Source organism: Xanthomonas hawaiiensis (assembly GCF_031834635.1).
GTDB classification, from domain to species: Bacteria; Pseudomonadota; Gammaproteobacteria; order Xanthomonadales; family Xanthomonadaceae; genus Xanthomonas_A; species Xanthomonas_A sacchari.
This window is the reverse complement of sequence record NZ_CP115873.1, coordinates 1,003,876-1,017,764: the sequence shown is the minus strand read 5'-3', so window position 1 is coordinate 1,017,764 and position 13,889 is coordinate 1,003,876. Positions and strand designations below refer to the sequence as shown.

General features: G+C 69.1%; 14 protein-coding genes. 4 read left to right on the top strand and 10 right to left on the bottom strand.

Going from position 1 to position 13,889, the window contains the following annotated elements; translation table 11 throughout:
- Nucleotides 1–148: 148 nt before the first annotated feature.
- The 4 genes from PG878_RS04485 to PG878_RS04470 all read left to right on the top strand — a co-directional run bounded on the left by PG878_RS04485 (nucleotide 149) and on the right by PG878_RS04470 (nucleotide 4,383).
- A complete protein-coding gene (locus PG878_RS04485; RefSeq protein ID WP_209031960.1) occupies nucleotides 149–1,303 on the top strand; it encodes a glycerophosphodiester phosphodiesterase family protein in 1,155 nt (384 codons plus the stop codon).
- 51 nt (nucleotides 1,304–1,354) lie between these two features.
- Nucleotides 1,355–2,881 (top strand): hypothetical protein, encoded by a 1,527-nt coding sequence (locus PG878_RS04480; protein WP_425611760.1) that lies wholly within the window; start codon nucleotides 1,355–1,357, stop codon nucleotides 2,879–2,881.
- Between the two features lie 298 nt (nucleotides 2,882–3,179).
- A complete protein-coding gene (locus tag PG878_RS04475; RefSeq protein ID WP_010340474.1) occupies nucleotides 3,180–3,641 on the top strand; it encodes a cell wall hydrolase in 462 nt (153 codons plus the stop codon).
- A 133-nt stretch (nucleotides 3,642–3,774) separates the two neighbouring features.
- Nucleotides 3,775–4,383 (top strand): glutathione S-transferase N-terminal domain-containing protein, encoded by a 609-nt coding sequence (locus PG878_RS04470; protein WP_209031959.1) that lies wholly within the window; start codon nucleotides 3,775–3,777, stop codon nucleotides 4,381–4,383.
- Between the two features lie 42 nt (nucleotides 4,384–4,425).
- Here the strand turns inward: PG878_RS04470 and prpE are convergent, their stop codons facing one another.
- The 10 genes from prpE to PG878_RS04420 form a co-directional block, all read right to left on the bottom strand.
- Nucleotides 4,426–6,297, bottom strand: a complete 1,872-nt coding sequence (prpE, locus tag PG878_RS04465; protein ID WP_209031958.1) for a propionate--CoA ligase — start codon at nucleotides 6,295–6,297, stop codon at nucleotides 4,426–4,428.
- 159 nt (nucleotides 6,298–6,456) lie between these two features.
- A complete protein-coding gene (locus tag PG878_RS04460; RefSeq protein ID WP_311186021.1) occupies nucleotides 6,457–6,759 on the bottom strand; it encodes a hypothetical protein in 303 nt (100 codons plus the stop codon).
- A 42-nt stretch (nucleotides 6,760–6,801) separates the two neighbouring features.
- Nucleotides 6,802–6,981 carry a hypothetical protein gene (locus tag PG878_RS04455; RefSeq protein ID WP_209031956.1) on the bottom strand — a complete coding sequence of 60 codons (180 nt, stop codon included), beginning with the start codon at nucleotides 6,979–6,981 and terminating at the stop codon, nucleotides 6,802–6,804.
- Between the two features lie 157 nt (nucleotides 6,982–7,138).
- The gene (locus PG878_RS04450) at nucleotides 7,139–7,447 is read right to left on the bottom strand and encodes a hypothetical protein (protein WP_209031955.1); all 309 of its coding nucleotides are present in this window, start codon (nucleotides 7,445–7,447) and stop codon (nucleotides 7,139–7,141) included.
- 22 nt (nucleotides 7,448–7,469) lie between these two features.
- Nucleotides 7,470–9,983 (bottom strand): S9 family peptidase, encoded by a 2,514-nt coding sequence (locus PG878_RS04445; protein WP_209031954.1) that lies wholly within the window; start codon nucleotides 9,981–9,983, stop codon nucleotides 7,470–7,472.
- Between the two features lie 99 nt (nucleotides 9,984–10,082).
- Nucleotides 10,083–10,703: a glutathione transferase GstA gene (gene gstA, locus PG878_RS04440; protein ID WP_209031953.1), complete on the bottom strand. Its 621-nt coding sequence runs from the start codon at nucleotides 10,701–10,703 to the stop codon at nucleotides 10,083–10,085.
- A gap of 78 nt (nucleotides 10,704–10,781) precedes the next feature.
- Nucleotides 10,782–11,660: a LysR family transcriptional regulator gene (locus tag PG878_RS04435; RefSeq protein WP_209031952.1), complete on the bottom strand. Its 879-nt coding sequence runs from the start codon at nucleotides 11,658–11,660 to the stop codon at nucleotides 10,782–10,784.
- Between the two features lie 69 nt (nucleotides 11,661–11,729).
- Entirely contained in the window at nucleotides 11,730–12,716 is a 987-nt protein-coding gene (locus tag PG878_RS04430; RefSeq protein WP_209031951.1) for a malate dehydrogenase, read from the bottom strand.
- Nucleotides 12,717–12,752: 36 nt separating this feature from the next.
- The gene (locus PG878_RS04425; protein ID WP_209031950.1) at nucleotides 12,753–13,130 is read right to left on the bottom strand and encodes a glutaredoxin family protein; all 378 of its coding nucleotides are present in this window, start codon (nucleotides 13,128–13,130) and stop codon (nucleotides 12,753–12,755) included.
- 91 nt (nucleotides 13,131–13,221) lie between these two features.
- On the bottom strand, nucleotides 13,222–13,716 hold the full coding sequence (locus tag PG878_RS04420; protein WP_010340465.1) for a peptidylprolyl isomerase: 495 nt from the start codon (nucleotides 13,714–13,716) through the stop codon (nucleotides 13,222–13,224).
- Nucleotides 13,717–13,889: the final 173 nt, after the last annotated feature.

Below are 13,889 nucleotides of genomic sequence, written 5' to 3'. Positions count from 1 at the left end.
TCCGGTTTCAGACGGGTGGCAGCAACGCCAGGACGATGCCCGTCGCTTCGAGCATTGCACTGCAGAGGACGACGCCCATGCGTCCGTCGCTTGCAGCGCGCTGCGCCTGCTTCACTTCATTCCATCAACCCCGAACGGAAGAGAGCACATGAAACTGCCCAAGAAACCCGCCAAGGTTCTCGCCCTGGCGCTGGCCTGCGCGTCGCTGGCTGCGTTGTCCGGCATGGCGTCGGCCGCCAGCAACTGGAACCCGGAACACATCCTCAACGTGATGAAGAATCCCTACCAGGGGAACCACGCCGACGTCGTGGTGATCTCCCATCGCGGGCTGGTCGGCAACGGCTGCGCGGAGAACTCCACCTGCTCGATCCTCGATACCTACAACGAGAACATCGAAGCGATCGAACTGGACGTCAAGCAGGCGTCCGACGGCGTCCTCTGGCTGTTCCACGACCAGAACGCCGGCCGCGTCATCGACCACAACCCCGGCTTCAACATCTTCCAGCCGGCCGCCAATCCGTCGGGCTGGAATCCGGACATCAGCACCCTGAGCAGCCATGATCTGATCAACATGTACCTGCGCGACAAGAACTTCGCCAAGACCAACGACCATCCGGCCTCGCTGGGCATCGCACTGGACGCGGTGAGCCACTATGCCAACCACATGGTGGTGGTGCTGGACCTGAAGTCGCTGGACGCGGTGTCGCGCGCGGCAGACCAGGTCAATGCGTTCAAGATGCAGAACCAGGTGGTGCTGAAGTTCAGCGCCTCGCTGCTGCCGAGGACGCCCAGCGACATCACCCGCTTCACCAAGGGCGTGCCGTTCGCCCCGACCGTCTATGCGGGCGACATGGACAGGATCGCCGACAACTACGTCGGCCTGTGCGGCTTCACCGCGCCCAATACGCCGCAGTGCCGGGTCAGCGCCTGGATCGCCGAAGTGCGCAAGCAGAGCGGGTACGCCTGGCTGGAAATCGGCAACAAGCAGCCGCGCCGCGGCGACCCGACTGCCGAACTGCTGGCCGCGAACCAGGCGCAGAAGCAGGCGATCGGTGCGTTCTCGCCGGTACCCGAGTACCGCCTGAGCAGCCATGACGGCCAGCACTTCGTGCGCAGCAACGGCACCTGCTGCGCGTCGCTGGACGACTACCTGACGAAAACCAAGTACTTCGGCAACGAGACCGCCGACGACCGCCCGGACTTCCGCGCGCAGGTCACCGCCGGCTTCACCAGCATCATCACCGACGATCCGCTCGGCGTGATCCGCGCCAACGTGCCGCGCAACACCGCGCGCTACAACTGACCACTGGATGGTCGCGCCGGGGAGTGCGCTCCCCGGTCCTGCACGGCGCCCATGCGCCGTGCAGTCCGTCGTCCGCCTTCAGGAGTTCCCATGCGTTCCGCCCCACGTCCCCGCCATCTGCTTCTCGCGCTGCTGGTCGCCGGCGCGTGCGTGCCGCTGCTGCAACGCGCGGCCACCGCCCACGGCGCGCAAACCGCAGCGCCCGCTTCCCTCGCAACGCACGCGCCTGCCGGCGTACAGACGCCTGTGCACACCGACACCCCGTCGGTGAACGGCAATGCCATGCCTGGACCGCCCGCGAGCGCGGTGCTGGCCGCGGCGCAGGCGCTGCCCGCCGACTTCCAGGCCGATGTGCTGCTGCGCCTCGCCGCCTCTACCGATCTGCAAGCCGATGGCAACCGCGCCGCAGCTGCGCAACGGCTGACGCAACAGGCCGTGGCATTGGCCGAGCGCGCGCAGCGGCGCCTGCCTGGTCTGGCCCGCGTCGGCAGCATCGACGAAGAGCGCGACAACGAATTGCGGATGCCGCGGACCGCCGGCCTGGATCAACTGACGCTGCAGACGCGCGCCGCACAGCGCGCCACACCGGCGCAGGCGCAGACGGTGTTCGCCGCGCTGCCGACGCCGCATGCAGGCGATTGCGACGCCGACTATCTCGACGATCCCAGCCCGACCTATGCATTGGCCACCGCATTGCAGCCTGCACAATCGGCGGCGCGCGCCAGCGCACTCGCCGCACGCGTGGACGCGGCGCACCATGAAACCGATACCGCCCCGGCACTGAAGATGGCGCTCGCCGCTGCGCCGCTGGACAGCGCAGGACAGGCACGACTCGCCGACAGCCTGGCGCGGATGTTCGAACGCATCCGCGGCGACGACGCCGGTTTCACCGCCTCCGAACTGAGCGTGGCCGGCGACATGCCGCTGGTGCTGCAACAACTGTCCGACGCCGCATTGCGCGAGCGACTGCACACCGCCTATCGCGGCTATGTCGCCGCACATCTTGCGCAGGCACGCTGTCCGTCCAGCGTGCTCGGCAACCACTGGCTGCTGGAGCAACGCTTCGTCGCCGAACTGCCCAGCGAGCGCATCGTGCCGGCGCCGCCGGCCCCCGTGCAGTCGATCGATGCGGATGCGATTTCGCTGATCCGCCAGGCCGGCTACAACATCCGTGCGCAATTGCTGGACGCCGCCGCCGGCGCCGGTGCCGGAGATTCCGCCATCGAAACCGCGTCGAGCGAGTTCCTCGACCAACTCGACCACGGCGTGCTGCAACAGACCGCGGCCAGCGACGCCAGCGGCCGCGTGCAGCGCGCGCGCCTGCGCGAGTTGCTGCGCTATCTTGAGTACGCGCCGGCGGGCGCAGCGCGCGACCGCGGCATGCACCTGCTTGCCACGTTGCTGAGCGGCCCCTACTACGCACGCGATCACGACACCTGGTTCGGCGATCTGCGCGTAGTCGCGGAGCAGTCACAACGCTGGCCGGATCGCGACCAACGCCTCGCGCAATTGAGCGGACACGCCGATCCGGTGGTGAAGGTGTACGCGATGCTGATGCAGCGCAAACAGTTTCCCTGAAGTGACGCGCTACATTGCGGCGCTGCACCATGCCGTCGCGCGACCAGGCGCGACGGCGTTGGCGCGTCGCGAGATGTGAACCCTGTCAAGCAGCGGGGTTCAGTTGCGATTCGGGAAGCGGCGCCTATTGTGCGCGCCTCTTCCGATCCGCCCATCTTGGCGGGTCCCGCCGGACTTCAGATTGCCGGCACCCGGGCGGCCCGTGACAGGCCGCCTCCCCATGACGCCAAGCCGCATCGCTTGCCGCGCCACCCCGGCGCAGCGCCACGACGACGGCCCACACGGAGCAAGGAGTACGATGAAACTGGCCTGGATCCTCTGGCTGTCGCAATTGTTGCCGCAACCCGCTGCCGATTCGCTTTGCCTCAGCACCACCGTGTACCTGGAAGCGCGCGACCAGACGCTGCGCGGACAACAGGCCGTTGCCGAAGTCGCGCTGCGTCGCCTGGACAGCGGCCTGTGGGGCGATTCCATGTGCGAGGTGGTCACCGCACGCAAGCAGTTCGCCCCAGGCCTGGTGAAGCCGGGCACCGAACTGAAGAACGACGACGCCTGGGCCGATGCGGTGAAGGTGTCCTTCGACGCCGAGCGCAACTGGGCGTTGCCGCAGGGCCAGCGCAAGGAGATCGTGCCCGGCGCCAGCCACTTTGCCGCGCATGCGATCGCCAGCCCGAGCTGGCGCAACGCCTACCAGGTCGCGACCATCGGCGACCACACGTTCTATCGCGTGCAGAAGCTGCGTCCGCGCAACGCGTCCTAGTCGTTCTGGCCGTTCGCCGCGCAGGCACGTCCTGACGCAGGCTCCCGCGCGCCATGCATGGCGCGTCGTGATCGCCAAGCGCCCCGCGCAACGGGTACGCTCTGGCGTTCTTACCGATGCGGAGCCGCCTGCCATGAAACTCTATTCCAAACCCGGCGCCTGTTCGCTGGCCGATCACATCGCGCTGCGCTGGGCGGGATTGCCGTTCGAACTGAAGCTGCTCGATGCGGCCGCGATGAAGGCGCCCGCGTATCTGGCGATCAATCCGGCCGGCGCGGTGCCCGCGCTGCAGATGGACGACTGGGTGCTCACCCAGAACTCGGCGATCCTCAACTACATCGCCGATCTCGCGCCCGACGCGCACCTGGCCGGCGACGGCAGCCCGCGCAGTCGCGCCGAGGTGCAGCGCTGGCTGGCCTTCCTCAACGCCGATCTGCATCCGGCCTTCCATCCGCTGTTCGGCAGCACCCGCTATCTCGACGATGCCGCGGTGATCGCGCGCACCCAGGAACACGCACGCGAGCGCGTGCGCACGCTGTACACGCGCGTGGAAGCCGCGCTGGAACAGCAGACCTGGCTGGGCGGCGCGCGCCGTTCCATCGCCGATGCGTACCTGTTCGTCACGCTGCGCTGGGCGCGCGCGCAGCAGATCGCGCTCGGCCCCAATCTGCAGCTGCATTTCGAACGCATGTCCGCCGATCCGCAGGTGCAGGCGGCGCTGCAGGCCGAAGGGCTGAGCTGATCGGCGCTGCGAACGCCGGCGCGTCTGCGCCGGCGTCGCAGGTCAACCGCGCAAGGCGCGACGGATTTCCTCCAGCGCGCCGGGATCGTCCAGCGTCGACAGATCGCCCGGATCGCGCTGCTCGGCCAGCGCCTGGAGCGAGCGCCGCAACAGCTTGCCCGAGCGCGTCTTCGGCAACGCCTGCACCAGATACACCTGCGCCGGCCGCGCCACCGCGCCAAGACGCTCCACCACGCACTGGCGCAGTTCTTCGACCACCGCCGCGGCATCCGGCGCAGCCTGCTTCAGCGTCGCGAACACCACCGGCACCTGCCCCTTCAATTCGTCGTGCATGCCGATCACCGCCACTTCGGCCACGTCGGCGTGGCCGGCAATGGCTTCCTCGATCTCGCGCGTACCCAGCCGATGCCCGGCCACGTTGATCACGTCGTCGGTGCGGCCGAGGATGAAGGTGTAGCCGTCCTCGTCGCGGATCGCCCAGTCCAGCGAGCTGTACAGCAGCGTGTCGAAGTGGCTGAAGTAGCTGCGCAGGAAGCGCGCATCGTCGTTCCACACCGTGGTCATGCAGCCCGGCGGCAGCGGCGGCTCGATCACCAGCACGCCCTTGCGCCCGGCCGGCACCTCGACGCCGTGCTCGTCGACGATGCGCGTGCGGTAGCCGAGGTTGGGAAAGCCCGGCGAACCCGGTTTCACCGGCCGCAGTTCGACGCCCGGCAGCAGCGTCAGCACCGGCCAGCCGGTTTCGGTCTGCCAGTAGTTGTCGATCACCGGCTTGCCCAGCGCCTCGCCGATCCACAGCGCGGTCGGCTCGTCCAGCGGCTCGCCGGCCAGGAACAGATAGCGCAGCGCGCTCAGGTCGCGCTCGCGCAGATAGCGCACCGGATGCTTCTTCAGCACGCGGATCGCGGTGGGCGAAGAAAACATGGTGCGCACCCGGTACTTCTCGCACAGCGCCCACCACACGCCCGGATCCGGCTGCACCGGCAGGCCTTCGTACAGCAGCGAGGTCGCGCCGACGATCAGCGGGCCGTACACGTTGTACGAATGCCCCACCGCCCAGCCCACGTCGGAGGTGGAAAACATGGTCTGCCCCGGGCCGCAGTCGAACACGGTGCGCATCGACAGCGCCAGCGCCACCGCATGCCCGCCGACATCGCGCTGCACGCCCTTGGGCTTGCCGGTGGTGCCGGAGGTGTACAGCAGGTAGCTGGGTTCGTTGGATTCCAGCCACACCACCGGCACCTGCGCATCGCCGACCTCGGCACGCAGCGCGGCGTAGTCGACGTCGCGCCCGGGCACGCGCGGCTGCGCCGGATCCAGCCCGCGCGAGACGATCAGCACCGTCGGCGGCGGCGCGCTGGCTTCGGCGCACGCCGCATCGACCAACGGCTTGTAGGGAATGCGCTTGCCGCCGCGGCTGCCGGCATCGGCGGCGATCAGCAGCTTGGGTCGCGCATCGTCGATGCGCAGCGCCAGGTTGTGCGCGGCGAAGCCGCCGAACACCACCGAGTGCACCGCACCGATGCGCGCGCAGGCCAGCATCGCGTACATCGCCTCGGCCATGTTCGGCATGTAGATGACCACGCGGTCGCCGCGCTGCACGTCCAGCCGCTGCAGCACCGCGGCGAAGGCGTTGACCTCGCGGTGCAACTGCGCATAGGTGATCTCCTGGGTCTGCCCGGTTTCGCTGGACACCGCGACCAGGGCCAACTGCGCGGCGCGCGCCGGCAGGTGCCGGTCGACCGCGTTGTGGCACAGGTTGGTCAGGCCGCCGGCGAACCAGCGCCGGAACGGCGGCGTGTCGTATTCCAGGATCGCCTGCGGCGGGCGCTCCCAGTGGATCGCCCTGGCCTGCTCGGCCCAGAATTCCTCGGGCCGCTCGATCGAACGTCGGTACAGCGTCGCGTAGTCCATGCCGCCCCTCCCAAGGCCGATGCACCGGCTCCGAGCATAGTCCTTTGGCGGCGCGGGCGTCGTTCCGACCTTGGTCGAAGGGTCCCAGGCGAAGAACGCGGATCCAGCCTCAGTGCAGCGCGGTGTCGCACCCTTGAACGGAGCTGCCGCGACGCCGTGTCAGCTCGGGGTGTCCCTGGCGAGCCAAGCCCTAACCGGCGCCTCCGTCTCAGCGAAGGTCTGGAACCGTTCTTCGCGAATGAAGTCGTCGTCGGGATACCCGAACCAGTAATGCACGGCCACGTGCTCGCCGCGACGCCGCACGTCCACCGAGTGCGTCTTCTTTTCGCCCAGAGCGAACAAGAGCGGCACCGCGCCGTCCCACTTGCAATACGCGTAGTACCCCTCTGCGACCAACACAGTTACAAGTCGCTCGATATCAACCGCATCATCCGCGTGCTGCATACAGAACTCCTTCGCCACGATTCACCATTGCTACAACACCATTGGCTAGAACGCGCTTGGTCAGGCGCGCTCATCGACCGCATGCAGCAACACCAGGTTCGCGCAGTCTTCCGACTCAAGCACCCAACCCGCGGTCGGCGTGTCGATCATGATGCCTTCGCCAAACTCCAACCGGAACCACTCTCTCGAGGCCAGGTCTTCTTCCGGGGGGAAGTCACCGGTACTGATGACAAAGAGCACTCGCGATGGGAGTGTGTCACCGTGCCACTTGACCAGGTCGCCACGACGAACAGGCGTCGTCGTACCGGGGTAACAGGGACTGCCCATGGCTCGCCTCACGCCTGGATCGAGCCGCGCCGCAACGCGGCGTCGGCTGGACGAATCGCCGGAGACCGACCTACTTCCCCGGCACCGTAAACGTCACCACCACATTCCCCGGCGCCTGCTCGAAACGCGTGGCCACCGAATCCTTGCTGAGCTGCACGATCTGCGCCAGCGGCTTGTGCGGCACGCCCTGGAAACTGACCGTGACCTGGACCAGCGAGCCGTTCGCCCAGTTGAAGCCGACCGCGGGCTTGCTGCCGACCGATTTCTCCAGGTCGGCCGCTACCTCCTGCGAATGCGCGTACGCATTCTTCATCGTGTCGACGGCACCGCATGCGGTGAGCGCCAGCAGCACTGGCGCGCAAAGAAAACGCAAGTTCATCGTGCGCTCCTAAATCGTCGAGCTATTGCTTCTGTGCCGCCTTGTCCGCCGACGCCGCACGCGGCGGCGCCTGCTTCACATAACGGTCGAACCACTCCAGCATCTCCGCCACCACGTCCTCGTTGGACTCGCGCGCGGTGTACCAGTGCGGTTCGAACGGCAGCAGCACCAGCCGCGCGGTGCCGCCGAGGCCGCGGATGGCCTGGAACATGCGCGGGGCCTGGGTGGTCTCGGTGCCGGGGTTGGCGTCGTCCATGCCGTGCACCAGCAGCAGCGGCTCGTTGATCTTGTCGGCGTGGAAGAACGCCGAGGCCTGCGCGTACACCTCCGGCGCGGCCCAGAACGAACGCCGCTCGTTCTGGAAGCCGAACGGGGTCAGGGTCTTGTTGTAGCTGCCGCTGGTGGCCACGCCGGCGCGGAACAGGTCGGTGTGCGCCAGCAGGTTGGCCGCCATCAGCGCGCCGTGGCTGTGGCCGGTGACGCCGATGCGGTCGCGGTCGACCACGCCCAGCGCCACCGCCTTGTCCACCGCCGCCTGTGCGTTCTCCACCAGTTGCTGCAGGTAGGTGTCGTAGGCGGTCTTCGGGTCGCCGACGATCGGGAACGCGGCATCGTCGATGATCGCGTAGCCGGCCAGCAGCAGCAGTTGGTAGGAATGCAGGCGGGTGAAGTCGCGGTCGTTGGCGCCGCTGACCTGGCCGGCCTTGGAGGCATCGGCGTAGTCCAGCGGATAGGCGTAGAGGATCGCCGGCACCCGCGTGCCTTCCTTGTAGCCGGGCGGCGTGTACAGGGTGAAGGACAGTTCCACGCCGTCCTTGCGCTTATAGGTCACCAGGCGCTTCTTGATCTGCCGCACCACCGGGGTCGGGTCGGGGAAGCGGGTCACCGGCGCCAGGGTGGAGGCGACCACTGCCTCGCCGGCCGCCGCGGCCGGCTGCGCCTGGCCCAGCGTGCGCAGGTACACGTTGGGCGGGTCGCTCGGCGACTGCCGCCAGGTCAGCAAGCGGGTGGTGTCGTCGCTGGCGAATCCGGCAAAGGCTTCGTCGACGTCGGCGCCGCTGCGGAACAGGCGCTGGGTCTTGCCGCTCGCCAGCTCGTACCGATCCAGGAACGGCCGGTCGCCGGCCGGGGTGGCGCCCTGTCCGCTCAGGAACAGCGCGCCGTTGTCCTCGCGCAGCACGTACTCGCCGTTTGGCAAGCGACGCAGCTCGGGCGTGCCTGGATCGGCGTAAAGGTCGTCGGTGGACAGGTCGAACAGCACCCGTCCGGCGCTGCCGGGGCGGTCCGCGTCCAACAGCGTGGTGCGGCGCCAGTGGCGGTTCTCGTCGTACTCGTCCAGCAACACCTGCCCACCCTGCGCGAACCAGCTCAAGCCGGCGTAACGCTGGGTCACCTTGGCCAGTTCGCGCGGCTTGCCGGTGAACGGCGCCGACAGGGTCAACAGCTTGTCGCGGGCAGGAACGCTCGTCTTCCAGTCGCCGCCGTCCAGCGCCTCGGCCCAGACCAGGGTGGCCGGCTGGTTGGAACGCCAGCCGTAGGCACGCGGCCCGGTCGGCACGCCATGCACCGGCACCCGGTCGGCCACCGGCAGGTTGGCCAGCACGCGCTCGCTACCGTCGGCCAGGTCCAGCACCGCCACGTCGTGGGCGAAGCGGCCGTAGGTGGTGACGTAGGAATACGGGCGCTGCAGGCGCTCCACGCGCACGTGGCGGCCGTCCGGCGCGCCGTCGACCACCGAGTACACCGCCGGCTTGCCGATCGTGCGCAGTTTGCCGCTGGCGGCATCCACGGTGACCAACTGCGAAGTGGCGTAGTAGGTGAACTGGGCCTCGTCCTCGGGGCTGGACAGGGTGTCGCGGGCCTCGTAGGTGCTGCTCTCGCCCTTGCCGCGGATCGCTTCCTTCACCTCCGGCCCCGGCGGCACCGCCGCCTTCACCGGCGCCGGGCCCAGACCCTGCGGCACCGTGCGCACCAGCAGCGTGTCGCTGCCGCCCAGCCACTGGATCTCGCCGCCCAGCACCGGGTTGAGCTGCACGCCGTCGATGCGGCGCACCGCGCCGGTGGCGACGTCGCCCAGCCACAGTTCGACGCGGTCGGCCGCGGTGTTGTTGAAGGCGAAGCGACGGCCGTCCGGCGACCACACCGGCTGCGCCGGGCAGGCCCCGGCCGGCAGGGTCACCGCGGTCTGCTTGCCGCTGGCCACGTCGACCAGGCTGAAGCCGTCCAGGCAGGCGCGAATGCCGTAGCCGCTGGACATATCGTGGCGGGCGTGGGTACGCGGCTCCACGCGCACACCGGCCAGTTTCAGGTACGGCTCGGCGACACGCGCGATCGGCGGGTAGGCCTGACGCTCCACCAGCAGCAGGGTGCGCCCGGTCGGGTCAAGCCGCGGCGACGGGTTGAGCGGCGCGCGCATCACGCCCAGCAGCGGCTCGGGCGGTTGCCGGTAACCGCTGTCGGCGGTGGCGGCATGGGCGGCAACAGGCAACGCACTGGCGAGCGCCAGCGCGCCGATCCAGCGGAACGGCATGAGCATGATCGAAACCCCCTTCGAATGGCCCCGGCAACGTAGCACGGCCGCCGCGCAGCGGCCGAGCGCCGAAGGTCATGCCCTGGCCCCACCCGCGGGCCGCGCTCAGGCCGGTTGCAGCGCCTGCTCGGCGGCCAGCGCCGCCACCACGCTGGGACGCTGCGCGATGCGCGCCGCGTAAGCGGCCAACGCCGGATGCGCGTCCAGCGACAGGCCGAACCGCGGCAGCCAGCCGAGCACCGTGAACAGGTAGGCATCGGCCACGCCGAAACGCTCGCCGAGCAGGTACGGCCGCGCGCTTAGCGCGGTCTCGGCATGGCCATAGCGCTGCAGCAGGCGGGCGGCGACCGCGGCGCGCCGCTCCGGCGCCAGCCCGGCATCGAACAGCGGCACGCTGCCGGCATGCAGTTCGCTGTTGATGAAGGCGAGCCACTCGTACAGGCGATAGCGCGGCAAGGCGTCTGCGGCCGCGGGCGGCGCCAACGCCGCCTGTGGGCAACGGTCGGCCAGGTACAGCAGGATCGCCGGCCCCTCGGTCAGCACCTGGCCGTCGTCCAGTTGCAGCGCGGCCACATAACCCTTGGGATTGATCGCCCGGAAATCCTCGCCCTCCGCAGTACGCTTGCTACGGTTGTCCACGTGCACCAGCCGGAACGGCAGTTGCAGTTCGCGCAGCACGATGTGCGGCGCCAGGGAGCACGCGCCAGGAGCGGCATAGAGGTGCATCGAAACGGTCTCGCAGGAACACCGGACAGTCGGCGCGCGCAGTGTGCGTGGCACGGGGGCCGTCGAGAAACAAGAATGTCAGGGCGCGCCAGTAGCGCTGCTAATGGCTTCGGCCAGGAACCCGCGCAGTTGCAACGCGGCCGGCGCCACGTGTGCAGCAGCGACCAATGCGAAGCGGCGCTGCAGCCGCGGCTGCAACGGCAGAACCTGCACGCCGTCGCGCGCGGCCGGCAGCACCGACGCCGGCAGCAGGCTGGCGCCCGCGCCATCGCGCACCAGGGTCCACGCGCTGGACCAGTCGCGCACCTGCAGGCGCAGGTCGGCGATCGTCAGTCCCTCACGCTCGGCCAGGCGCTGCGCATGCAACCAGCAACCGCCGGTAGCCAGTACGAACGGCAGCGCCAGCAGCTCCGTCAGGGCGATGTCGCGCGCCTGCGGACGCGCCAGCGCCGGCGGCAGCACCGCCAGCCACTCGTCCTCGCCGAACACCGTGGCATCGCGATCCGGCGCCGGATCCAGCACCACGCCCAGGTCGACGTTGCCGGCCGCCAGCCAGGCCTCGACCTCTTCGTCGCTGCCTTCCAGCCAGACCACACCCGTGTGCGGATGCGCCCGCTCGAACGCGCGCAGGCGCGGCGCCAGCCAGGGCCGCGACGAGGCGAAGCCGGCGACCCGCAGCGAGGCCGCACCCGGTGCACGCTGCGCCCTGGCCAGGGCCTGGATCTGCCCTAGCTCGACCAGCATCGCCCGCGCATGTTCCAGCGCACGCGTACCGAATGGGGTCGGCCGGATCCGCCCGCGCTCGCGCAGCAGCAGCGCCGCGCCCAGCACGTGCTCCATCTGCGCGATGGCCTGGCTGGCGCCGGACTGGGTGATGCCGCAACGCGCGGCGCCTGCGCTGATGCTGCCGCACTCGACGACGGCGACGTACAGCCGCCAGTGGATCAGATTCATCATGTCGGACTCCCACAACGCGAAACGCCGGGCAGGGCCCGGCGTTCCGTGACGACGCGATCGCGGTGGCGATCAGCCCAGCAGGTGGGCCACGCCGCTGCGCTCTTCTTCCAGCTCGGCCAGGGTCTTGTCGACGTACTTCTGGCTGAAGTCGTCGATCGGCAGATCCTTGACGATGGTGTACTTGCCGTTCTCGGTGGTGACCGGGAAACCGAAGATCACGCCTTCCGGGATGCCGTAGGAGCCGTCAGACGGCACGCCCATCGTCACCCACTTGCCGTTGCTGCCCAGCACCCAGTCGCGCACGTGGTCGATGGCGGCGTTGGCGGCCGAGGCGGCCGAGGACAGGCCGCGCGCTTCGATGATCGCCGCGCCGCGCTTGCCCACGGTCGGGATGAAGGTGCCGGCGTTCCATTCCTGGTCGTTGATCGCGTCGGCGATGGAGGTGCCGTCGGCGGTGGCGAAGCGGTAGTCCGGGTACATGGTCGGGCTGTGGTTGCCCCACACCACCAGCTTCTCGATGCCGCCGACCGGCTTGCCAAGCTTGAGCGAGAGCTGGCTCAGCGCGCGGTTGTGGTCCAGGCGCAGCATGGCGGTGAAGTTCTTCGGGTTCAGGTCCGGCGCCGACTTCATGGCGATGTAGGCATTGGTGTTGGCCGGGTTGCCGACCACCAGCACCTTGACGTCGCGCTTGGCCACCTTGTTCAGCGCCGCGCCCTGCGCGGTGAAGATCTTGGCGTTCTCCAGCAGCAGGTCCTTGCGCTCCATACCCGGGCCGCGCGGACGCGCGCCGACCAGCAGGGCGATGTCGGCGTCCTTGAACGCCACTTCGGCGTCGTCGGTGCCGACCATGCCGGCCAGCAGCGGGAACGCGCAGTCTTCCAGCTCCATCATCACGCCCTTCAGCGCGGCCTGGGCCTTCTCCATCGGCAGTTCCAGCAACTGCAGGATCACCGGCTGGTCCTTGCCCAGCATTTCGCCGGAGGCGATGCGGAACAGCAGGGCATAACCGATCTGGCCGGCGGCGCCGGTCACGGCAACACGAACGGGTGCTTTCATGGGGGATTCCTCTGCTAAGAAAGTGGGTGGGGTGGATCAGTAGACGCGATAGCCCAGCGCCTGCAGGTGCAGGTCCAGGGCGGCGGTGTCGTAGCCTTCGACCACGTGCTGGCCGATCACGGTGATCGGCACGCCTTCCAGGCCCAGCGCGGCGGCGGCCTGGCGGCCGGCCTCCTGCTCCACGTCCAGGACCGTGTAGGGGACCTGGGCGCGGGCGAAATCGGCCTGTTGCCGGCGGCAGTAGCCGCACCAGTCGGCGGCGAGCATGACGATGCCTTCGTCGCCCGTCAGCCGCCGCGGGTCGCCGGCGGCCAGGGCGGCCGACGGCGCCGTGGCCGCACTGCGCCACCAGGCATGCACGCCGCTGCCGATGGCGAGCAGCAGCAGGCACAACACAAGGGGGCGCATCGTCATCGGCGGTCGGGTGCGGCAATCAATCGGGAAAATGGTAGCACGCAGGCTCCGCGCGCCCGGCCGCAGGACCGGTCGCGCGGACAGCGCCGGATCAGGCGTCGAGGGTGCGGTTCCACTCGGCGACGCGGTCGGCCTTGGCCGCCAGCACCGCGTCGGCGTCGCCTTCGATGGTGATCTTGTTGATCACGTCGCCCTGGGCGACGCTGTCGACCACGTCCAGGCCCTCGAGCACCTTGCCGAACACGGTGTGTTTGCCGTCCAGCCACGGGGTGGCGGTGTGGGTGATGAAGAACTGGCTGCCGTTGGTGCTGGGGCCGGCATTGGCCATGGACAGCACGCCGCGCTCGTGGCGCACGCCGTTGTTGGTCTCGTCCTCGAAGCGGTAGCCCGGGCCGCCGCGGCCGGAGCCTTCCGGGCAACCGCCCTGGATCATGAAGTCGGCGATCACGCGGTGGAAGTTCAGCCCGTCGTAGAAGCCGCGCTTGGCCAGGTTCACGAAGTTGGCCACGGTCAGCGGGGCCTTGTCGGGATACAGCTCGATCTTGATCGGGCCGCGGGCGGTGTCGAAATGGGCGATCAGGGACATGGGATTCCTTGGAAACGGGGGCGTCATGAGGGGCGCATAGGATACACGCCGCCTCGTTCAGGCTTCGCCCGCACCCGTCGCCGGCGCCTGAATGCCCCCCGCCCGGCCCGCCGCCGCCGGACGCCGGCAGGCGTCACGGGATCCGGGTATACTAGGTGGCTTCCTTTCCTCCT

Coding starts and splice junctions, on each gene's coding strand:
- PG878_RS04485 (WP_209031960.1), top strand. CDS start 149: ATGAAACTGCCCAAGAAACCCGCCAAGGTTCTCGCCCTGGCGCTGGCC.
- PG878_RS04480 (WP_425611760.1), top strand. CDS start 1,355: ATGCGCCGTGCAGTCCGTCGTCCGCCTTCAGGAGTTCCCATGCGTTCC.
- PG878_RS04475 (WP_010340474.1), top strand. CDS start 3,180: ATGAAACTGGCCTGGATCCTCTGGCTGTCGCAATTGTTGCCGCAACCC.
- PG878_RS04470 (WP_209031959.1), top strand. CDS start 3,775: ATGAAACTCTATTCCAAACCCGGCGCCTGTTCGCTGGCCGATCACATC.
- prpE (WP_209031958.1), bottom strand. CDS start 6,297: ATGGACTACGCGACGCTGTACCGACGTTCGATCGAGCGGCCCGAGGAA.
- PG878_RS04450 (WP_209031955.1), bottom strand. CDS start 7,447: ATGAACTTGCGTTTTCTTTGCGCGCCAGTGCTGCTGGCGCTCACCGCA.
- PG878_RS04445 (WP_209031954.1), bottom strand. CDS start 9,983: ATGCTCATGCCGTTCCGCTGGATCGGCGCGCTGGCGCTCGCCAGTGCG.
- gstA (WP_209031953.1), bottom strand. CDS start 10,703: ATGCACCTCTATGCCGCTCCTGGCGCGTGCTCCCTGGCGCCGCACATC.
- PG878_RS04435 (WP_209031952.1), bottom strand. CDS start 11,660: ATGATGAATCTGATCCACTGGCGGCTGTACGTCGCCGTCGTCGAGTGC.
- PG878_RS04430 (WP_209031951.1), bottom strand. CDS start 12,716: ATGAAAGCACCCGTTCGTGTTGCCGTGACCGGCGCCGCCGGCCAGATC.
- PG878_RS04425 (WP_209031950.1), bottom strand. CDS start 13,130: ATGACGATGCGCCCCCTTGTGTTGTGCCTGCTGCTGCTCGCCATCGGC.
- PG878_RS04420 (WP_010340465.1), bottom strand. CDS start 13,716: ATGTCCCTGATCGCCCATTTCGACACCGCCCGCGGCCCGATCAAGATC.